The organism is Barnesiella propionica, assembly GCF_025567045.1.
In the GTDB taxonomy this organism is placed as follows: Bacteria; Bacteroidota; Bacteroidia; order Bacteroidales; family Barnesiellaceae; genus Barnesiella_B; species Barnesiella_B propionica.
The window spans coordinates 1-20,799 of sequence record NZ_JAOQJK010000005.1 but is presented as its reverse complement, the minus strand read 5'-3'; the positions used below and the strand labels follow the sequence as shown (position 1 = coordinate 20,799).

At 32.5% G+C, this 20,799-nt stretch carries 22 protein-coding genes; 3 read left to right on the top strand and 19 right to left on the bottom strand.

What is annotated here, in order from left to right; translation table 11 throughout:
• Window positions 1-8 precede the first annotated feature (8 nt).
• The 5 genes from porZ to nadA all read right to left on the bottom strand — a co-directional run bounded on the left by porZ (window position 9) and on the right by nadA (window position 8,007).
• On the bottom strand, window positions 9-2,447 hold the full coding sequence (porZ, locus tag OCV73_RS07990) for a type IX secretion system anionic LPS delivery protein PorZ (RefSeq protein WP_147551119.1): 2,439 nt from the start codon (window positions 2,445-2,447) through the stop codon (window positions 9-11).
• Between the two features lie 10 nt (window positions 2,448-2,457).
• Window positions 2,458-3,036 (bottom strand): non-canonical purine NTP diphosphatase, encoded by a 579-nt coding sequence (locus OCV73_RS07985; protein WP_147551117.1) that lies wholly within the window; start codon window positions 3,034-3,036, stop codon window positions 2,458-2,460.
• Between the two features lie 71 nt (window positions 3,037-3,107).
• Entirely contained in the window at window positions 3,108-3,983 is an 876-nt protein-coding gene (locus tag OCV73_RS07980; protein WP_147551115.1) for a YitT family protein, read from the bottom strand.
• Window positions 3,984-4,009: 26 nt separating this feature from the next.
• Window positions 4,010-6,778 carry a leucine--tRNA ligase gene (gene leuS, locus OCV73_RS07975; RefSeq protein WP_147551113.1) on the bottom strand — a complete coding sequence of 923 codons (2,769 nt, stop codon included), beginning with the start codon at window positions 6,776-6,778 and terminating at the stop codon, window positions 4,010-4,012.
• 173 nt (window positions 6,779-6,951) lie between these two features.
• On the bottom strand, window positions 6,952-8,007 hold the full coding sequence (gene nadA, locus OCV73_RS07970; protein ID WP_147551111.1) for a quinolinate synthase NadA: 1,056 nt from the start codon (window positions 8,005-8,007) through the stop codon (window positions 6,952-6,954).
• Window positions 8,008-8,477: 470 nt separating this feature from the next.
• Between nadA and OCV73_RS07965 the strand changes: the two genes are divergently transcribed.
• Window positions 8,478-9,005 carry an RNA methyltransferase gene (locus OCV73_RS07965; protein ID WP_147551109.1) on the top strand — a complete coding sequence of 176 codons (528 nt, stop codon included), beginning with the start codon at window positions 8,478-8,480 and terminating at the stop codon, window positions 9,003-9,005.
• Window positions 9,006-9,010: 5 nt separating this feature from the next.
• On the opposite strand, the gene OCV73_RS07960 is transcribed toward OCV73_RS07965, so the two are convergent.
• The gene (locus OCV73_RS07960) at window positions 9,011-9,616 is read right to left on the bottom strand and encodes a DUF4294 domain-containing protein (RefSeq protein WP_147551107.1); all 606 of its coding nucleotides are present in this window, start codon (window positions 9,614-9,616) and stop codon (window positions 9,011-9,013) included.
• Window positions 9,617-10,150: 534 nt separating this feature from the next.
• Here OCV73_RS07960 and OCV73_RS07955 point away from each other — a divergent pair.
• Together OCV73_RS07955 and OCV73_RS07950 are read left to right on the top strand one after the other, a co-directional pair.
• Complete coding sequence (locus OCV73_RS07955) at window positions 10,151-10,930, top strand: radical SAM protein (protein WP_147551105.1); 780 nt, start codon at window positions 10,151-10,153, stop codon at window positions 10,928-10,930.
• Between the two features lie 97 nt (window positions 10,931-11,027).
• On the top strand, window positions 11,028-11,186 hold the full coding sequence (locus OCV73_RS07950; RefSeq protein WP_167551232.1) for a hypothetical protein: 159 nt from the start codon (window positions 11,028-11,030) through the stop codon (window positions 11,184-11,186).
• Window positions 11,187-11,324: 138 nt separating this feature from the next.
• Here OCV73_RS07950 and OCV73_RS07945 read toward each other — a convergent pair whose 3' ends face one another.
• The 13 genes from OCV73_RS07945 to OCV73_RS07885 all read right to left on the bottom strand — a co-directional run.
• Window positions 11,325-11,921, bottom strand: coding sequence for a hypothetical protein (locus OCV73_RS07945; RefSeq protein ID WP_147551103.1), 597 nt, complete (start codon window positions 11,919-11,921; stop codon window positions 11,325-11,327).
• Between the two features lie 53 nt (window positions 11,922-11,974).
• Window positions 11,975-12,973 (bottom strand): hypothetical protein, encoded by a 999-nt coding sequence (locus OCV73_RS07940; protein ID WP_147551101.1) that lies wholly within the window; start codon window positions 12,971-12,973, stop codon window positions 11,975-11,977.
• On the bottom strand, window positions 12,970-13,632 hold the full coding sequence (locus OCV73_RS07935) for a hypothetical protein (RefSeq protein ID WP_147551099.1): 663 nt from the start codon (window positions 13,630-13,632) through the stop codon (window positions 12,970-12,972). The genes OCV73_RS07940 and OCV73_RS07935 overlap by 4 nt, the downstream gene beginning before the upstream one ends.
• Window positions 13,633-13,666: 34 nt before the next feature.
• Window positions 13,667-14,122: a hypothetical protein gene (locus OCV73_RS07930; protein WP_147551098.1), complete on the bottom strand. Its 456-nt coding sequence runs from the start codon at window positions 14,120-14,122 to the stop codon at window positions 13,667-13,669.
• A 133-nt stretch (window positions 14,123-14,255) separates the two neighbouring features.
• A complete protein-coding gene (locus OCV73_RS07925; protein WP_147551097.1) occupies window positions 14,256-14,552 on the bottom strand; it encodes an RHS repeat-associated core domain-containing protein in 297 nt (98 codons plus the stop codon).
• Between the two features lie 226 nt (window positions 14,553-14,778).
• Window positions 14,779-15,285 (bottom strand): hypothetical protein, encoded by a 507-nt coding sequence (locus OCV73_RS07920; RefSeq protein WP_147551095.1) that lies wholly within the window; start codon window positions 15,283-15,285, stop codon window positions 14,779-14,781.
• A 10-nt stretch (window positions 15,286-15,295) separates the two neighbouring features.
• A complete protein-coding gene (locus OCV73_RS07915; protein WP_147551093.1) occupies window positions 15,296-15,952 on the bottom strand; it encodes a JAB-like toxin 1 domain-containing protein in 657 nt (218 codons plus the stop codon).
• 279 nt (window positions 15,953-16,231) lie between these two features.
• Complete coding sequence (locus OCV73_RS07910) at window positions 16,232-16,711, bottom strand: hypothetical protein (RefSeq protein WP_147551091.1); 480 nt, start codon at window positions 16,709-16,711, stop codon at window positions 16,232-16,234.
• Window positions 16,708-17,139: a hypothetical protein gene (locus tag OCV73_RS07905; RefSeq protein ID WP_147551089.1), complete on the bottom strand. Its 432-nt coding sequence runs from the start codon at window positions 17,137-17,139 to the stop codon at window positions 16,708-16,710. The genes OCV73_RS07910 and OCV73_RS07905 overlap by 4 nt, the downstream gene beginning before the upstream one ends.
• A 1,209-nt stretch (window positions 17,140-18,348) precedes the next feature.
• Window positions 18,349-18,681 carry a hypothetical protein gene (locus OCV73_RS07900; RefSeq protein ID WP_147551087.1) on the bottom strand — a complete coding sequence of 111 codons (333 nt, stop codon included), beginning with the start codon at window positions 18,679-18,681 and terminating at the stop codon, window positions 18,349-18,351.
• Between the two features lie 337 nt (window positions 18,682-19,018).
• Entirely contained in the window at window positions 19,019-19,426 is a 408-nt protein-coding gene (locus OCV73_RS07895) for a DUF3997 domain-containing protein (protein ID WP_147551085.1), read from the bottom strand.
• Window positions 19,427-19,522: 96 nt separating this feature from the next.
• Entirely contained in the window at window positions 19,523-20,086 is a 564-nt protein-coding gene (locus OCV73_RS07890) for a hypothetical protein (RefSeq protein ID WP_147551083.1), read from the bottom strand.
• The coding region (locus OCV73_RS07885) for a M91 family zinc metallopeptidase (RefSeq protein WP_147551081.1) at window positions 20,083-20,799 on the bottom strand (717 nt) is incomplete at its 5' end. The genes OCV73_RS07890 and OCV73_RS07885, both read right to left, overlap by 4 nt.

Here is a 20,799-nt window from a genome sequence, read left to right as displayed (position 1 = left end):
ATAAAATATTAATTAACTACCATTATTTTTGTAACTACTCCCGATTTTCCATCCGAAGAGGAAACAAAAACTAAATAAACTCCTGTTTTAACACGTTTTCCGTCCCGTCCTCGTCCATCCCAGGAAATTTGTCCTCCTGTAGATTTTTTTTCAAAGAAAAGATTTCCGGATGCATCTGTAATTTTCACAAGCGAATTTTCCATTAATCCGGTAACTGTAATCCATCCTTCATAACCGGGCCTTACCGGATTGGGAAAGGCATATATATCACTGTAATCTTCTGTTCCTTCCGTAGCATCGGAACGAAAAAATGCAAGACCTCCGGAAGTTGCTATATAAATCTCTCCCGTTTTATCATTTATTTTTACTTCATTAATTTTGTTAGAGGGTAAAAAACTATTCTCGGTAGTAAAATGATATATGGTTTCCTGTCCGTCTTCGCTCACTAAAAACAAACCATTATTCTCAGTACCCAACCATTTACGATTAGCACCGTCTACGGCTATAGTTACTACGTTATCCTCAGCCATTAGATAATCAGCAAAGTCTGTTCCGTCATTACGGGCAATTTTAATACGGGTACATTTAAAACTATCCTGAAATGCATTATTAGGATTAGTAAGAATCATAGGTCCCGAAGACGTCCCTAACCATAATTGCCCCTTTTTATCTTCTACAATACAATTAAATAACTTTGGCTTAAATATTTTATTATCCTGATCGGTAAAAGAAAGGAACATATGTGTTTCATCATCGGCAGTATTATTCCATATTATATTTCCGTCTGAATCCAATCTATCGTTTAAAGTCCCCTTATCATCAAAAACAAAAACAAAACCATGATCTATTTTACGATATACCATCCACTTATATTTTGATTGTTTTGGTATAAGAAAGCTAGAAAGAGAATTTCTATTTTTTAATTCCTCATAATTTAATTTTGACCAATTCTCCGTTTCTTTTCCTCCGACTACTTTTGGATTCCTTTGAAGTACATATAATCCCACTGAAGTAGGCGTTACATCCGAATAATGAGTCATCCATAAATTTCTGTTATCATCAAATATAAAATTACTTACTTTACAACAATAATTCTCTAATTTATCGAACAAAAAATATTTTGAACCCGGATATAACGAAGTCAAATTATTATAAGCCTTATCGAATTTATTATCCTTAAAACGCAATAAACCTTCAAAAAAAGAACCTAAATACATAACGGAAGGATCATCCGGATCAATAATCATATCGTATGTCAATAGCATTCCTTTATCTTTTTCACTTTCATAAGACGCAATATTAACCAATGGTACCTGATCCAAATCCAGATGGGACCAGGTATCACTATCCAATTGATAAATATCTATATAAGCTTTTCTGTCTGCATACCTGACTACATCGTTTGGCCCAGGCGTACCTACATATAATTTATTTGAATTCAGACATAAAGGATAAGGTTCCGGAACTTTTGCACAATTCAACTCAAAAGGTTGATTATTATAAACAATTTCATCATTTTTATATGAAAAACCAGTGATGCCGTTTTCATAAACAGTCCAGAATTCTTTACTTGGATTATATGACGAAAGATTGGTATAATCTATTAAATCGTCAGTAGCATTATAAGAAAATTTTTCGGTCAATTCATTCTTAGAATTATAAACTCCTACAAATTCCTGATTTATAACTAAAAGACCGTCTTTAGTGCGTACAATTCTTTTTATAGGCTTATTTCCAGGAATAACCAAATGATCTCCTTTTTTATCTTTATCAATAGTTAAAACAGCTCCATCGTTTTTTACCATATAAATATAGTCTACTAATGAAACCATATAGGAAATATTTCCCTCTCCGTAATACTGCCAGTTATTCATATTATAATTATCATCCTCCACTTTCGTTTCGAATATAGAATAACTATCATCTATAAAAATATAATTACCTACAACACCTATATTAAAAATCTTTTTACCCAAATTATACGTATCGAAAACTTCTTTTCGTTCATCATTTAAAATAAGTACTCCAAAATCGGTAGCCAAATATATTTTATTTCCATTAAAAGTAGACCCATTAATATATTTCGTACCGTTTAATATCTTATTTTTTAAATCTGCTATGTTAAATACCGTACCATTATCATATAATAAATCTATATTGGAATTTTCATAAACTATTAATAAATAAGATTTATCGTAATTATACCAAACATTTCTTATTTCAGTATCGGACAAACAATTTTGTTTGCTGTATTCTTCTATTTCCTGCGTATCCTTATCATAAGAAAAAAGACTTTTTCCTGAAAAAATATAAACTTTATGCGATGTATCGACAAGTTTATATGAGTTACTTATATAAGGGAAAATTTTCCATCCTCCCACCGGAATCTGCGCAGCAGCTAACAACGACACACTTAAAATAAGAAACAAAATTATTCTCCTGAGCATAATAATAAATTTAAATATTCATAAGATGAATAGCAAGTTTTTGAACCGCTATAGCTCTATGACTTATCTTATTCTTCTCTTCCTCACCCATCTCTGCGAAAGATAAATCACTGCCAACAGGTTTAAAAATAGAATCATAACCAAAGCCTGAAAAACCTTTTCTCTCCTCCATAATTTCTCCTTCTATTTTTCCCTCGAAAAGATGGACTTCTTTGCCGGTAATCAATGCAATACAAGTTCTGAAATGGGCTTTTCGGTTCTTAATTCCTTTCAATTTAGATAAGACCTTTTCTATATTCTTAGAAGCGTTTCCATTTTCTCCGGCATAGCGAGCGGAATAAACCCCCGGCTCATTATTCAATGCTTTTATCTCAAGTCCCGTATCATCGGAAAAACAATCGTATCCATATTTATTTTTTATGTAACGGGCTTTTATCAAGGCATTCCCTTCAATAGTATCAGCTGTCTCCGGAATATCATCTGTGCAACCGATATCCGACAAACTCAAAATTTGCATTCTCTCTCCTACTATATTCCTTACCTCTTCCAATTTATGCAGATTATTGGTTGCAAAAACAATTTTTTCCATTCTCAGATTTACTTTTCTATTATAGAAACGACGATTATACAGTTATTATTGTGATTTTAAATATAATAAAATCAACCTTTTATTTTATCAAAACCCTGTCCGTAAACACCTACTACATTACTTTGCGATATAAATGCATTAGAATCGATAGATTTTACCAGTCTCATTATACTTATTGACTCATTTTTCTTGGCAAGGACGACCAGCACTTTCTTAGGTTGTTTGGAATACCATCCCATCCCGTCCAAAACCGTTACTCCCCGATGAATATCGGTATTGATATGAGAAGCTATTTCATCGTACTTTTCAGAAAAAATCAATAACTGTACCGATTGTCTTATACCATTAATAACAATATCGCATACATATGTCATCACAAACATGACTACCAATCCATATACCACAGTTCTTAATGTGGCATCCGGTACCACACAGTAAGAAGAAGAAATAATAAGCACATCGCAATAAAGCATCATGCGGCCTATGGATATATCCTTGTATTTATTTATGATAGCAGCTATTATATCTGTTCCTCCTGTACTACCATTAGATATAAAAGCCAGCCCTATACCTGTACCACATAACATACCTCCAATAAGACAGGATAATAAAAGTTCATTTTCCAGTATGGCGTCTTTTATGAAATACTGAAATAAAGAAAGTAATACCGCCGTAGTTATAACCGCAAAAACACTTCTTATACAATACTGCCAACCCAAAACTTTAATGGCTATTATCAATAAAATAACGTTTATAATCACATAAGGAATACTTATAGGAATACCCGTACTATAAAATATAATAGCCGAAATACCGGTGACCCCTCCTGTAGTTACATGATAAGGCAACAAGAAACCTGTCCAACCGATACTATATAAAATAAGTCCGAAAGTAATTACACTGTAATCTTTGAGCTGATGAAAAACTCCGTCAAATTTGTTTATCATATAAACTGCATTCCTATTATAAATAATTATAATACGATATTTACTATTTTATTAGGAACAACTATGATCTTTTTTGGTGTTTTACCTTCCAACCAACGGGCTGAAGAGGAATGTTCCAGCGCAATTTTTTCTATTTCTTCCCGGGATGTTCCCGCTCCTATCTCAATAGTAAAACGAGCTTTCCCGTTAAACGATATAGCATAATTTACTACATCTTCTTTTAGATAATCTTCATTAAATTCAGGCCATCGGGCATCACATACGGTATCTTTATGTCCTAATACATGCCATAATTCTTCACTTATATGCGGAGCAAAAGGTGCAAGTAAAATAACTATATTTTCCAGTATATTCTTATTTCTCGACTTTATAGCAGCCAACTCGTTTATACATATCATAAAAGCACTTATAGAAGTATTAAACGAGAAATTATCTATATCCCAACTTACTTTCTTTATAAGTTTATGTAAAGATTTTAATTCTTTCTTTGTAGGCTCCTCATCTTTCACCGATAATTCGTCATCTTCGTAAAAAAGATTCCATAATTTTTTAAGAAAACGATGTACGCCGTCTATACCGTTGGTATCCCAGGGTTTACTCTGTTCGAGAGGCCCCAGAAACATTTCATATAACCGTAACGTATCTGCACCGTAACGTTCCACAATATCATCCGGATTCACTACATTGAACATAGATTTAGACATCTTTTCCACCGCCCATCCACAAACATATTTGCCATCTTCCAAAATAAATTCGGCAGTAGTAAATTCGGGACGCCATTTTTTAAATGCTTCTATATCCAGAATATCATTGCTTACTATGTTTACATCCACATGTATAGAGGTTGTATCGTATCCGTTTTTAAGATTATATGAAACAAATGTATTGGTATCCTTTATTCTGTATACAAAATTAGATCTGCCTTGTATCATTCCCTGATTGACTAATTTCTTAAAAGGTTCTTCTTCACACACAACCCCCAGATCATATAAAAATTTATTCCAGAAACGACTGTAAATAAGATGTCCTGTAGCATGTTCCGTACCACCTACATACAAATCTACATTACGCCAGTATTCATCAGCTTCTTTTGAAACCAAAGCCTCATTATTATGAGGATCCATATAACGAATATAGTATGCCGAAGATCCCGCAAAACCGGGCATCGTACATAACTCAAACGGAAAATGATCTTCTGTTTTCCAATCTTTAGCACGACCTAACGGAGGTTCTCCGCTTTCGGTAGGAAGGAACTTATCCACATCCGGCAAAAGTAAAGGTAACTTAGTTTCATCCAGTACATAAGGCATATCATCTTTATAATAAACGGGAAAAGGTTCTCCCCAATACCTCTGCCGACTGAATATAGCATCTCTTAAACGATAATTTACTTTTACACGACCAATTTTATTCTCTTCTATAAAAGACTTTGTTTTAGCTATAGCCTCTTTTACTTCAAGACCATTCAAATCCAATCCGTTTCCACAAGAATTAATCATTCTGCCTTCCTTAGCATCGAAACTTTCTTCAGAAACATCACATCCCTCTATCAACGGAACAATAGGCAAATCAAAATGTCTGGCAAAAGCATAATCCCGACTGTCATGTGCAGGCACAGCCATAATAGCACCTGTTCCGTAACCGGCCAGTACATAATCGCTTATCCAGATAGGAATTTGTTTATTATTCAAAGGATTTACAGCATACGAACCTGTAAATACACCACTTACTCCCCTATCCGCAATTCTTTCACGTTCTGTCCGGTGTTTAATACTTTCCAGATAATCATCAACAGCTCCTTTTTGTTCCGAGGTAACAACTTGTTTTACATATTCACTCTCCGGAGCCAATACCATAAACGTAACACCGAAAATAGTATCGGCACGCGTTGTAAAAATAGTAAATTCCACATCCGAATCTACTACTTTAAACTGCATTTCCGCACCCTCACTGCGACCTATCCAGTTTTTCTGGGTTTCCTTTAAAGAATCTGTCCAGTCCAATGTATCCAGTCCGTCTAATAACCGCTGAGCATAAGCAGACACACGCAAGCACCATTGACGCATTACCTTTTGTTCTACAGGATATCCGCCACGTACCGATACTCCTTCACTCACTTCATCATTAGCCAGTACCGTACCTAACTGTGCACACCAGTTAACCATGGTATCCCCTAAATAAGCTATCCGGTAATTCAGCAAAATCTTCTGCTGTTCTTTTATACTCATTTCTTTCCAGTCCTGAGCGGTAAACGACATATCTTCTCCGCAAGCAGCATGTAAACCAGCAGTACCCGAAACTTCAAATCTGTTAATAAGTTCTTTTATAGGTAAAGCTTTTTGTTCATCATAATCATAAAAACTATTGAACATCTGAATAAATGCCCATTGAGTCCATTTATAATATTCAGGATCACATGTACGTATTTCCCGGCTCCAGTCATAACTAAAACCTATTTTATCCAATTGTTCCCTGTATCTGCTTATATTTTTTTCGGTGGTTATAGCAGGGTGCTGACCTGTTTGTATTGCATATTGTTCGGCTGGTAAGCCATACGCATCATATCCCATGGGATGAAGAACATTAAATCCTTTCAACCTTTTAAAACGCGAATATATATCCGATGCTATATAACCCAGAGGATGTCCCACATGAAGACCGGCACCCGAAGGATAAGGAAACATATCCAATACATAGTATTTAGGCTTATCTTTATTTTCCTTTACTTTATAAATATCATTATCTTTCCAGTACTGCTGCCAGCGTTTTTCAATTTCTTTGAAATTATATTCCATGAGTGTATGTTTTTATCATTATCTATTTCAATACTTTATACGAACTGTATTATTACAACTTGCAAAGATAATCTATTTAAACTTATTTATTTCCTTACCTGATCAAAAATACAATATAAAAACCGGATAAAATATTGAAAATTATCCGGTTGAACATATATATAAATATTAAATCAAAATCCTAATTTCTCGGAAATATCAAGCATTCTCCGAATGGGTATAATTGCCTTCCGGGATATATCTTCGTCCACGGATATCTCGGGCATCTCATATTTCAAAGCCTTATATAATTTTTCAAGTGTATTCAAACGCATAAAACTACACTCATTGCAAGCACAGGTACTATCATTAGGAGGCGCAGGTATAAATAATTTATCAGGACTGCTCTTTTGCATCTCATGTAATATTCCCGATTCTGTAGCTACTATAAATTCTTTACTGTCACTTTGCATTGAAAATTTAAGTAAAGCAGCAGTAGATCCCACCTTATCAGCCAACATAAGAAGAGGTTTCTTACACTCAGGATGTGCTAAAACAAGAGCTTTGGGATATTTCTTTTTCAACTGGACTATCTTATCAAGAGAAAATTGCTCGTGCACGTGACAGGCACCATCCCATAACAACATATTCCTGCCGGTTATACTATTTATGTAGTTTCCTAAATTTCTATCCGGCCCGAAAATAATCTTCTCGTCCGCAGGAAAACTATCTACTATTTGTTTAGCATTCGTAGAAGTAACAACAACATCCGTAACAGCTTTTACCGCAGCAGAAGTATTTACATAAGAAATAACCGTATAACCAGGATGATCCTGTACGAATTTTTTAAAGTCATTCGCATTACAACTGTCAGCTAATGAACATCCGGCATTTACATCAGGAATAATAACTTTTTTTTGCGGACAGATAATTTTTGCAGTCTCACCCATAAAATGAACACCGCATAATACGATTATATCCGCATTGGTTTTGGATGCCCATTGAGCCAAAGCTAAACTGTCCCCTACGTAATCGGCTATATCCTGAATTTCCGGAGACTGATAATAATGAGCAAGAATTAAAGCATTTTTTTCCCGTTTCAGTTTCTCTATTTCCTCTACTAAATCTATATCTTTATCTACAGGAAAATCTTCATATTCCTGTTTCAATTTTTTTATTTCTTCCGTTATATCTGTCACTTCTCCGGCGGGGTAAGCTTCATATCCTTTGGAGATATTAACTTTATACATATATATAATTCTTTTTATTTTTAAATTTAAAATTCTTATTTATGATAATAATAGCCTGTTGATAGTACTTATAACTTTACGGTCTTATTATTGTATTATTAGTTATCAATATTCTGTGTGAATATATAAATATATTATCAACATATTTACAAGCTAATACAGAGTATATTAAATATCTTATTAACGTATAGTTTATAACATACAAAGTTAATATTTTTTCCATACAACAGTTATTTATAACTCTTTAATTTGAGGTTTATATAAGTACTAATAACTTTTTATTTTGTAATTTGTATTTTTCATACAGATATGTCTTTATATATTTTAGAATGATAGGCAAGAAAAACGTATTTTATTTTCAAACTTATTTTTCAACGCTTATCTACAGGTTATCAAATGCTTTTCAAGGTTAATGAATGAGAGTTGTAAATTATATTTATCTTTGTATTACATTTAAATATAAATCTTTTATGAAGAAGAAAAACGTATTTGATTTAAATAGAATTTCACAAGAAGAATATAAACAAGAAGAAAAAATCCCTTTAATCGTTATATTAGATAATTTACGAAGTCTCAATAATATAGGTTCTGTTTTCCGTACAGGAGATGCATTTAAGATAGAGTCCTTATATTTATGTGGTATTACAGCAGTTCCCCCTCATGTAGAAATACATAAAACAGCATTAGGCGCTGAAAATAGTGTGAACTGGATATATTTTTCAGATACTTCCGAAGCTGTTGATAAACTCCATCAGGAAGGATATATAGTTTATGCAGTAGAGCAGGTAATAGACAGTATAGATATGCGCAACATATTGTTAGATAAGAATAAAAAGTATGCTGTTATATTAGGAAATGAAGTAAAAGGAGTACAACAGAAAGTTGTTGATAAGTGCGATGGTTGTATAGAAATACCCCAGTTTGGTACGAAACATTCACTAAACGTTTCTGTTACGGCAGGATTAGTTATATGGGATTGTTTTAAACAATTATGTTGAAAGGTTTATAGTACTCCTTCTTCTACCAATACACATATTCTTTCTATCATAGCATCTTTGCCTTCAGGATCCCAATCCGTTTTTAACGTGACTCCGAACAAACGTCCGAAAGTTTGCCAGAAACCCGCTCTGAAACTTCCCAGAAATGCTTTTATAAGACCATAAGAAGATTGATTACATTCTCTGTTTATTAGTTTTATAAGCATTTTTCCCTGAGAAAGAGTAAATTTTTTAAGTACAGGCATATATTGTTTATATATTTCTTTTTCCATCAGCTTTAAATGTGCCTGTTTTTCTTTTTCCGTAGGTAAAGTCTCTATATATTCATAAGTTTCAATCAGGGTTTTGTAAACTATTTTGGCGTAGGGTAAAGTTTTTTTTACATCCCTTACGGTCTTCCAGTAAAACTTTTCTTCTTTTTTACTCTTGAATTTAAGAGGAGGATATATGTGTAAAGTACGTATATCTATTACCCATACGGTATCTCCCGTTTCAATAACAGCCTTATACATACGTTCGTAAGCCGGATGTTCATAAAGTTGTCCGTATGCCCGGTACGCACTCGATAAAATCAGTAATATGATTGAAAATATGAAGATTATCCTTTTCATTCTGTCACAAAAATAATTGATAAAGAGTTTCTATTTTTGTTTTTTGCATTATTTATTATAATATGGTTTCGGTTAAATATTTTCCATCTGTTGATAAAGTGTGTATATCTTGTTATCTATCTTGTTTATTAAATATATAAATCATTGATTTATATTGTATTATATAATTATTCACAAGTCATATCACCATATATTTACAATATGTTTATAAACAGTTGAAATATTATTTATAACATAGTTAGTATTTTATATATATACTTCAAATATAGATAATTAATAAGTTTATATATGTTTGTTTATAAATATAAGCTATAGGTTATTTTTTAATAGATGGAATAATATAATGCTGTACTGTTGTTTATATTGTTCATATATTTGTCGAAAATAATATTTAATACTTTAGAATATAGTAGATTATAGTGTTAATTAACAAGATAGAATAATTGTTGATAATGAAAATTTTAAACAATTATCAATATATATCTATTATTATAGTCAGGTAAAATGTATTTTTGTACATAAACATATAATATCATGTCTACTATTTTATTTAATGAGATTGTTTTCGGCCCTGTTCATAGCCGTAGATTAGGAGTTTCATTAGGAATTAATCTGTTGCCCAGAAATGGTAAATTATGCTCTTTCGATTGTTTATATTGCGAATGCGGATATAATTCACAAGGAAAAGGAACTACCGGTCTGCCGGAACGTAAAGAGGTGTATGAAGCTTTAGAAGATCGTTTGAAGAAAATGAAAGAAAAAAATGAAATACCCGATGTTATCACATTTGCCGGAAACGGAGAACCCACATTACATCCTCAGTTCGGAGAAATCATCGATGATACCATAAAACTTAGAAATATTTATTTTCCTCAAGCAAAAGTAAGCGTATTATCTAATGCTACATATATTAATTCACCGGCTGTAGTAGAAGCGTTGAATAAAGTAGATAATAATATACTTAAACTAGATTCGGCTTTCGATGATACGGTACGTATATTGAATGTTCCTAACAATCCTGATTTTTCTGTTGAAAAACTTATAGGGCAACTCAATTTATTTCAGGGAAATCTGGTTATTCAAACTATGTTTCTTCGGGGAGAACACAAAGGACAAATCATAGATAATACCACAGAAAAAGAAATTAGAGCCTGGTTGGAAGCTTTAAAACGTATTAAACCGCGTCAGGTAATGATTTATACGATTGACAGGGAAACACCCGAAAAGGAACTCCGGAAAGTTACTAAAGAAGAATTGAATTCTATTGCCGAAAAGGTTAAAAAGATAGGTTTTGATGTAAGTGTTTCCGCTTAAAAAAGGCGCTATAAAATATTTTGTGTAAATGGAAAATACGGGATTCAGATAGAGTTCCGTATTTTTTATTTTATAGATTTGCAAAATGAAGAAGATTATGAAAGAAAATAATCACGTAGTGTCCGATGAGGAATTAAACAAAGAGTTTCTGAGCCAGTTCAAGACAGAAGCTGATGTGAGCAAGTTTCTGAAAATTTACAAGTGGTTACATGTCCCCGATAACTGGAATTTTTGTTTTCTCCTCCTCCGGGAATAACTCTGAGTTCTCCGTTTGTCACCTCGCTTTTATATTAGAAACCTGTAATAACTCTTTTTTTTAAATAAAGAATGACATTGCTTGTCTCAAATCAGTCACATAATACCTATTTCTACGACAAAAATCATTAATACTTAATTAATATTCTCCGCCGTAACGGGATTTTACTTTTTTTCTGACAAAGGTCGTATCATTTAATTCATCAAAATGTTTTAGGTTGATAGGCCAAAGCCATCTATAGAATCCACAATTTTCACGAAGCAAATAGAATAATTTATTTGTCAGTTCTACCGGTTGCCCATTATAATTTCCATAAGACGATATATTACTTACATACGTAGGAGCTATTATTAATTTATTACCTATGCATAATGAATCCGTTTGGCCGTCACTATATGATATATAACATTTCATCCGGGCATCCATATAATCTCTTTTGGTAGCTTTTCGTTTTTGCAATTCGAAGAATATTTCCTTTAAAACTTTTTTATCTGTTATTAAAGATTCTAAGATAACGGGTTCTTTGGGTAAATACCTTCCATTTTCCAATATCACATCTAAAGTATCTACTTTTTCAGGTAAATAGACAATCTCATTGCAACCGATCATATCTGTTTCTTCAAATATAATATTATAATACCATACTTTTATAGAATCGATCGTTCTCCCGGCCTCCTTGCTATTATGGCAGGAAATAAAGAATAGGGTAAGCATTAAAATAACGTACTTTTTCATCGACTTTTTATTTCATATTCATGATATTATTCCCATAAATACGTTTCTACCTGTTACCGGACTATCGTAAAATCCTTTATAATTTCCCGGCCTTTGGTTACATATATATCTACCCTCTTATTTTCAGGAGTCAGGTAAAAGATTTCGTCGTCCGTACAAAAATAAGTACGGTCTCCATAGATTCTATAGGATTTTATTCCCGTATTCAGTTGCAAAGGTTTATAACGGCGGAATATTTTTAGCTTATTTTCGGATACATCATACATCCAGATGGTGACATTCGTACGGTAATCGCTTTTATGATCATACCATATGGTCATGAATGTCAATCTCTCCGGACCTATCCATTGCGTATTCCGGGCAGAAACCAGTTCCTTGCCTTCCCAGTAAGTACTGGTCTGTTCACGGTACGTCTTAATGGTACGTCTTTTACCTGTTTTTCGGTCTTGTATGTGGAGACGGATTACCCAATCTTCCGATTCTGTTTTACTGATATCCTCTATTGTCGGATAATAGATATAGCGGGGAAGGATTTCGACATTGCCTTCTAAACTAAATTTATTATTTTTATAAGTAATTATGACCGAATCCGCTCGATCTTTTTCTTTGAATGAGCATACCATCACTACATTATTTGTATCTTTTTCCATTTCCATAACATATACATCATTATCAACTTTAGTACAAACAGATAAATTGTTTCCATATAGCGAAAGGCCAACTGCACTTCTTGTCACTATATTTACATTAAACTGTCTACCATTATTTTCACCAATAGACGCATATGCGTTTTCATTATTAAAAAAAGTATGTATAAGTTCGCGTCCACCATTGTAAAGAAACTCATCGGATTTGGAATAAAACGGCATATTTCGAGTCTCATATATACTCCCCGAATCAGCAGAGATTCGATGCAAAGTATATAAACTATCATTTTTGTCTAAGTTTATCTGTACGAATTCTACATATGGAATAAATCCGCCCTTTATTTCTCCGAATAAGGTAAATGCTATTAATAAAGCCAATAATACAAATGCATGGTTCTTTTTCATTTCTTTAAATCTAAATAAAAATTATTAATTTCTGAATTCCATTTAAGTTTTCCTACCCAATCATTAATAAACTTTTCTTTAATAATTCCAGATTCAAGTATTTCATATGAAATGTCTTGTACGGTAGCATCATAAACTGTATTTATATCTATCAACGATGTTGATCTAATATTCATCATAGCTTGTTGGACATAAATACTTTCTTTTTCTTTCACAAAAATATTGGAAAACCAAACCTCATTATTTTTAGATATAATTTTACGATCTATATACTTACCAAATTTATTATATACCACTAAAATCAAATCTAATCTGTCAAAATTGAAGGCGTCATCTCCCTTATCTCTTTGCATTCTGAGTATTACAATGTAGAAATTATCTGTTTCCCATCGTATTCCATAACCGTATCCATAATCAGACATAACAAATTTATATGCATTAATAGAATCATCACAACATATAAAATCTTTTATATATTTTTTATCAATATTATATGGTTTATTCCAAACACTCCCCGGAAATAGTTCCAGAAAATTATCAGAATTTATTTTCAAAGGGATTGACACCCTTTGAAAATTTGATATATAATCATTAAAGTCCTTATTTTGTCCACAACATGTTGCCGCAACAAAAAATAATATCCATATTAATTTTCTCATTCTTTATTTTATTATCGATTTGGCTTTACTGTTACTACTGTGTAGGGTTGAACAGGCTTATTTCATATTTGCCAGTCATTTGATTATTAATAATTGACAATGTATTATTTACCGAAGTTCCCCAATCTCTATTTTGTGTCCCCGGATCATAAAAATTATATACTGTACTCATTACTTTTCCATTATTTATATTTTGTGTTACTGATGAAATAACAACAAAATGATCCGTCATACCATCTGCATTAGGAGAATTATTTTTATAATCAACTTCAACAATTATTGGTTTCCCCGCTTCTAAAGTATTATTTATAACAGAGACACCAACATTTAAATTATTATTCCCACTTCCAGCTCTACCATTTTCACCTTGATTCACAATAATAATTTCAGATTCTCTACCTGCTGTAGATGTGCCTTCTTTATTAAGCATTTGACTAGAAGCCTGATAGCAATTAATTTTATTAGCTATCTGGCGATATCCAACTATCACTTGTTATTCTGGTATAAGTGATTGAAGTCAAATTATTTTGTGTGTAACTATATGTAACATTATTAGTTATATAATTATAATTTTCTCCAATATTATTATATGTTTGATTATTTACAAATATAGTATTATTGTTTCATACTTGCCAAATAACCGCACCAGATTCATGTTGATACCAATCCATTCCGTTATAATCCGCATACTTCAACGGATTATTGGCACACACGGCATAGGGAGAAATCCAGGGATATTTCTCACAAAGGGGGTCAATGGAAGTAAACAGGTTCAGCAAAGGATCTCGCTGGCGGGTGTTATTGTCATAGAGATGGAGCCCATGCATGCTCTCGAACTCCATGCCCAGGTGCAGCCGGTTATTGAGCCCCAGACCATCGTATTCGGTGGTAGTCCGCCTTTTCTGGTTAATAAAAGTCATAACTTTTTATATCTTTCTGTTTTTGAATATTATGTATGTTAATCGATATATTCTATAAAATTTGTATTGATCATTATTTCATTTTCTAAAGCTCTTTAGAGAAAGACATACAAATCGGTATCAATGCTTAATAATAATGATTATTTCATTTTATCTTTTATTAGGAGAGCATCATCTATTCCAATAAAGTCAAATTAAAATAAAATTCTAATTAATAAAACAAATATTATTTGTATTTTTTTAAGTTATTACTATTGTTTTTGTATATAAACTTATAACTAGGAGGATTATACATTAATGGTGGTGGAATAATGTGTTTTTCAAAAGCTTTTTTACATTTAAACGTAAATATCTTTTTGTCATTTAAAAATTCTGTATCACTAAATAAATATTCACCGACAACTAGAACTATTTGGCCATTAATCTCAAAATAACCTATAATAGGATAATCGTTCTTAGGGCATATTATTTCAAATTTCTTTTTTTCGTAAATAACAATATTTATATAATAAGTATCGTTTTCTCTTATTATACCAACTAATAAAAAACATTTTTTTTTCAAATAATCTTTATTATCTTTAATAATAATGTTAATTAGTGAATCAGTACTCATATCATTTATTACAATTTTGGGTAAGTAAATTGATATGTTATGATCATTTTCATCAGCTAATATGTTATTTTTTCCAATACAGAAGAAAAATAATCCTATTAATATAATTTTCAATTTCATGTGTTTTGGTTTAAAAATATGTTTTATTATTATATCGAATATAATTTTTTTGAATTGGATTATAAACTCTCAATTTAACTAATGGTGCGATTTTAGGATAATAATTATAAAACCATTCTGCAAAAGCTTTATCCCCTTGTCCTTTTGGTAAAAAACCTTTTTCGTTTGAAAACCCAGAAGGAAAACTACCATCTGGATGACTATGATCTATAAATCTCAATAAATTACACTTATTTTCTTTTAATAAGCGTTCGTAGGTAATTGTTTCTATTCCATTATTATATGGATTGTTGTTTGTGGATATGTAATTAGATACTTTTCCGAACGATACTTTTCCCCATTCAATAGATGTATTTTCAGATAAAAATTCAAATAATCCTTTGGCTTGTTCATCATTTTTTACAGACATATAAGTTGTTTCGCCTGATACTTTTTGATTATTTAATATACCTTTATCCAGAATAAAAAAAGAATTAGTAATACTTCCTTCATCATTATATTCAATTATATTATTATTCCCTATTGCAATCAATTTATCTGTTTCTTCTGTGGTTTTTTGGACAAAAACAATGTTCCCTTTATCGTTTACCGTATAATCATCGAGTCCTTCTATTAATAAAATTGTTAGAACACACGGCATAGGGAGAGATCCAGGTATACTTCTCACAGAAGGGATCGATTGTGGTGAACAGGTTAAGCAGGGAGGTTGCCCGAACTTGTTTCATAATGGCCATAAAAGGTATGTTATTTTCTGCTCTTAGCTGATTTCATGGTTACAATTCATGCATTTTTTATACGTGTTTGATTTCACCGCTTGAATCAATATAAAATAATAATATATGCTCTCTCCAAATGATTGAATATTGAAATTTCCGATTTTAACTTCTGCAAAAAGATTATTATCTACTATGCTTGAAAAATATAAACCTTAGTTTAACATATAAAATTATATTCCTATATATTTTTCTTCAATTAAATACCATTCTTGCTTTTCATTTGAATATTCATATGTATAAACACCTCCATCACTTATAGATATATTTAATCCTCCTTTCTTTAATATTACATATCTACTTGAAAATGAAAGTATTATTCTATTAGATTTTAAATCTATTCCATCAAAAAAAATAACGTAAGTTCCTTTTTTTAATATATTTTTTAAATAAACATCGTCAAATAATCTTATCTGTTTCAATTCTTTTTTCAAATTATTATCAAGAATAAAATTTAATGGATAACCATCCATATTTACATATTTTTCCTGAAAAAACTTTTTCACAATCGTTCTTTTTTCTACCAATGTATCAACTTTATTCACATAGAGATTTAAGCTATGATTTATGATATCATTTAAGCTGTTTCTTTCTTGTCCATATATTATAAAATTGATCAATAAAATACATATTAATAAAATAAACTTTTTCATTTTTTATTATTTTGAGGTGTTACAAAATATTTCATAGACATAACACTTTGAATTCCACTTGAATTGTAAATATACACATTATTATCTCCTCGTCCAAAAACGTAATGTATATTAGAACCAGCATTTAAAATATCCACCGAAGATGGGAATTGGATAAAAGAATACGTCATAATAATGCCTCCAAAAGATGAAATAGAAGATGCACTTGAGTTGTAATCTGGAGTAACTCTTATATTCCCACTAGGATGACTATGAAAAGTTGAAGTTTCCGATGGTAATTCAATGCTTGTATTTGCAGATTGAGGATTAGAAATAGCTCCTGGATTTTCTTCAATAATTACACCATTTTTTATTAAACCTCCATATTCTCTGTTATTTGCAGCTACAGTCCCTCCTTTTCCATTATCTTGACAAACCACATCTATCATCTTTGTCTATTTTCTGCAGGTCCTTCTATTTCTATTGCATTATTATAAGCTATAGAATTTTCTTTAAATGCATTTGAATTTCCAGAATTCCTAAAACTTTCCCATTATGCCAAAAGTCTGCTTTTCCGTCCATATCCACCCCATTAATAAAATTATTAGAACACACGGCATAACCAGTCACGCTATATGTCCTCTAAGCACATAAGCCCGATGCCAGTTCTTTTTCAGGCGTTATTGTTATACCTCTGTATAAACCGCCTGCGTTTTTTATTTCTCTTTCAGTGCTATAAAGTTATAAGATTTATTCATAGGCAGGCACATAAAAAAAGATTTTTTTATTCTCTTTCCTTTCTTCTTAAAAACCGACTGCAAAAACAATCAGATTAAATACGTGTAAATTTAGGTGGTGTCGAGCGAATAATGCCCTAAAAACAGGATGATATTTTCGATACCCGTTCTGTTCTGCAAGAGGTGGGTCGCTATCGAGTGGCGCGCCACAACCGTAAAACAAGGCAGAAACTGCTCTTAATTAGGCTTGCTTTTCCTGTCGTTCAGCAAAGGGAAGGTTCGGGTAGGCGTTCGGTAGGCAGTCGCAAAGCGTTTTTATTTCTTGTTGTGTAAGCGTTTCTATTTTGAGTATCCGCTCTTTTCGTTCATTTCCATTCGGCGGTGGATCAGTATCGGTGTATTCGTCATACCGTACGGGGGTAAAAATTCCAATAGCTTATCAACGGCAATAAAGCTCTTGTTCTGGTGTGAGTCACTCAATAAATGCTCTTTAAACAATTTATTGAGGCATGTTTCCAAATAGTTTTGATAATTGGTTATATGCCTGTTGGTTAATTGGTCTATGCTTCGTATTTGTTTATTGTCAAGCCACTGCAAAAATTCATGTATGTGCGCAAGCATTGACTACGTCTTCGGAGTAACCCAACGTGTCGAGCTATCCAATATATTCGTTGGCTATTGCCTTGTAAGCTACGTTCATAAAAACGGGTGGAGTTTCTTTATATCTTCTATAAAGTTTTCCAAGTCATTGCCCACATATTTTTCGGTGGTGCATATATAACGGTGTCCGGCAAGGTGTTGGACCTTGCGCGGGCCTTGTGTTTCTATCCAAAAGGTAATGACCGAAGTGCGTACCTGCTGGAAGTTGAAGAATTGTTTGTCAACGGTTCTTAGATGCGCCGTTAGCGGTATAAAAATACCTCATACCATATTGCTATCCATTTTCTTGTAGCTGACCGAGGGAAACGATAAAAATTGCCTGTCGCTTTCCTCTGTTTGGTATTTAAGCAGTTTGGGGCGTATGTTTTGCAGGTAGTGCATAAACAAACCTCTCTCCGGGGCTTTGATTAAATCAAGGTAGCCGAGTTCTATTTTTTCGATTTCTTTCGTGCTTGTTCTTTGATTGAACAGGATATTTACTATCAGTGCGTTCCGTTCCCTGTAAGGGGTGGAGTATTTCCTTTGTGCCCCGTGTTGGTATCGGCTGTCATCGTAACCTCGTACAAAAAGTTGGTAATAATCATCAAAAAACATATTTATCAAAGTAGAAACAAAAAAAGAACAGCCTGAAACCAACCACAAAAAGCCCTTCCCGCCCTGCTCAAACTCCTTTCTGAAAAGGGTGAAAAAAGAACGGAAAAGAGAATTAAAACGGCAAAATATCAGCAATTTATAAATAAAACGATAGCTGTTGATAACTTTTTGGGAAAAGGTAATATTTAATAAATACAGGTGGAATTTAGAGAAAAAACAGAGAGCAACCCAACAACACCTAAAAGAATAAAAAGCAAAATATTTGCCTTTTATTCTTTTAGGTAGCAAAGCCACCCGCCCCGAAAAAAGAAAACCCCGCTTTTTGTGGGGTTTAACTTTATTCTAGTATCAAGTTATCAGGAACTTTGTACTTTTTTTTAAGTTGCAGAAAACTGTCATAATCCAAAGCACCAAATACTTTTTGTTCTTGCTTAATAATCAGCCAATAGTATATTGTATCACGCCCTAATGGGTAACTAATTTCTTTTTCATAAGCACAATCAAATTCGTTTGGCTTCTGTTTCGCAACAATAAAATTCTTATCGTAAGCAAACGAAATTACGTCAGGTGGAATTTCACCTCCGCTTGTAGGGTATTCGTGAAAAATACAATTAGTACCTGTACCTTCGTGTGCGTAAGTATAACCTTCACCCAAGTTTTTAGAATAATCACTACACGCATTGCATATTAAGCAAAATAAGCACAAAAAGAAAACTGAATAATATATTATTTTATCCACGGCCATAATAGTTTTAAAGTTTTACTCCTATTAAAACAAAGAATGAGTCATCAAATCAGTCACATAATACCTATTTCTACGACAAAAATCATTAATACTTAATTAATATTCTCCGCCGTAACGGGATTTCACTTTTTTTCTGACAAAGGTCGTATCATTTAATTCATCAAAATATTTTAAATAGTCCGCTCCTATCCATCTGTAAAATCCGCAATTTTCACGGATAAGATATATAAGTTTATTAGTTAACTTTACAGGTTGACCGTTATAATTTCCATATATGGATATATCATTAATACACAAAGAATCTATTTGGCCGTCACTATATGATATATAACATTTCATCCGGGCATCCATATAATCTCTTTTGGTAGCTTTTCGTTTTTGCAATTCGAAGAATATTTCCTTTAAAACTTCTTTATCTGTTACTATGGATTCTAAAATAACAGCTTCTTTAGGTAAATATCCTCCATCTTCCAATATCACATCTAAAGTATCTACTTTTTCAGGTAAATAGATAATATCATTGCAATCAATCAAAATAATACTCTCAAATATACCATTATAATATAACACTCTCATAGAATCGATCGTTCTTCCGGCCTCCTTGTTACTATGACAGGAAATAAAGAATAGGGTAAGCATTAAAATAACGTACTTTTTCATCGCCTTTTTTTATTTGAAATGGGTGAAATAACAATAACAGGAACATTTTTACAAGCGGCTACATGCCCCCGATAACTGGAATTTTTGTTTTCTCCTCCTCCGGGAATAACTCTGAGTTCTCCGTTTGCCACCCCGCTTTTATATTCGGAGCCTGTGATAACTCTTTTTTCTTCTTTATTTTTAAAATAAGAATCATTAGTATTCTGTCCTCTTCTATGTTCTTCAGTAGCTGTTTGCCAATGGACTCCATGATCCATTTCATGTTCCAATATTGTGGCGGGGGACAATGTTCCTTTAGATGTTTGGAGACCCTTTTCCGGATTCCAAAATACTGTTCCCTCTGTTCTCGGCCCATTAAATGTAATACCAAAATTACTATTTTTATCTGTTTGCTCAAGATTAATAATATAATCTTTAGCCGTTGCGGCTGCTTTCAGGTTATCTCCTCCCCCATTCATTATATTATAACTATAGGCAATCAGAAAATCAGTTACAAACTGATTTTTCGGAGCCAAGGAGTGGTTATGTCCATTAAATACCCATGTTCTGCTTTTTCCTTTTTCGTCCTCATAATGAATCACAATGTCTTCCCCATCTCTATCCGCATACTTCAACGGATTATTGGCACACACGGCATAGGGAGAGATCCAGGGATATTTCTCACAAAGGGGGTCAATGGAAGTAAACAGGTTCAGCAAAGGGTCTCGCTGGCG

Excerpts from the sequence above, each read along its gene's own strand:
- porZ (WP_147551119.1), bottom strand. The coding sequence starts at position 2,447 with ATGCTCAGGAGAATAATTTTGTTTCTTATTTTAAGTGTGTCGTTGTTA.
- OCV73_RS07985 (WP_147551117.1), bottom strand. The coding sequence starts at position 3,036 with ATGGAAAAAATTGTTTTTGCAACCAATAATCTGCATAAATTGGAAGAG.
- OCV73_RS07980 (WP_147551115.1), bottom strand. The coding sequence starts at position 3,983 with ATGATAAACAAATTTGACGGAGTTTTTCATCAGCTCAAAGATTACAGT.
- leuS (WP_147551113.1), bottom strand. The coding sequence starts at position 6,778 with ATGGAATATAATTTCAAAGAAATTGAAAAACGCTGGCAGCAGTACTGG.
- nadA (WP_147551111.1), bottom strand. The coding sequence starts at position 8,007 with ATGTATAAAGTTAATATCTCCAAAGGATATGAAGCTTACCCCGCCGGA.
- OCV73_RS07965 (WP_147551109.1), top strand. The coding sequence starts at position 8,478 with ATGAAGAAGAAAAACGTATTTGATTTAAATAGAATTTCACAAGAAGAA.
- OCV73_RS07960 (WP_147551107.1), bottom strand. The coding sequence starts at position 9,616 with ATGAAAAGGATAATCTTCATATTTTCAATCATATTACTGATTTTATCG.
- OCV73_RS07955 (WP_147551105.1), top strand. The coding sequence starts at position 10,151 with ATGTCTACTATTTTATTTAATGAGATTGTTTTCGGCCCTGTTCATAGC.
- OCV73_RS07950 (WP_167551232.1), top strand. The coding sequence starts at position 11,028 with ATGAAAGAAAATAATCACGTAGTGTCCGATGAGGAATTAAACAAAGAG.
- OCV73_RS07945 (WP_147551103.1), bottom strand. The coding sequence starts at position 11,921 with ATGAAAAAGTACGTTATTTTAATGCTTACCCTATTCTTTATTTCCTGC.
- OCV73_RS07940 (WP_147551101.1), bottom strand. The coding sequence starts at position 12,973 with ATGAAAAAGAACCATGCATTTGTATTATTGGCTTTATTAATAGCATTT.
- OCV73_RS07935 (WP_147551099.1), bottom strand. The coding sequence starts at position 13,632 with ATGAGAAAATTAATATGGATATTATTTTTTGTTGCGGCAACATGTTGT.
- OCV73_RS07925 (WP_147551097.1), bottom strand. The coding sequence starts at position 14,552 with ATGACTTTTATTAACCAGAAAAGGCGGACTACCACCGAATACGATGGT.
- OCV73_RS07920 (WP_147551095.1), bottom strand. The coding sequence starts at position 15,285 with ATGAAATTGAAAATTATATTAATAGGATTATTTTTCTTCTGTATTGGA.
- OCV73_RS07910 (WP_147551091.1), bottom strand. The coding sequence starts at position 16,711 with ATGAAAAAGTTTATTTTATTAATATGTATTTTATTGATCAATTTTATA.
- OCV73_RS07905 (WP_147551089.1), bottom strand. The coding sequence starts at position 17,139 with ATGATAGATGTGGTTTGTCAAGATAATGGAAAAGGAGGGACTGTAGCT.
- OCV73_RS07900 (WP_147551087.1), bottom strand. The coding sequence starts at position 18,681 with ATGTTTTTTGATGATTATTACCAACTTTTTGTACGAGGTTACGATGAC.
- OCV73_RS07895 (WP_147551085.1), bottom strand. The coding sequence starts at position 19,426 with ATGGCCGTGGATAAAATAATATATTATTCAGTTTTCTTTTTGTGCTTA.
- OCV73_RS07890 (WP_147551083.1), bottom strand. The coding sequence starts at position 20,086 with ATGAAAAAGTACGTTATTTTAATGCTTACCCTATTCTTTATTTCCTGT.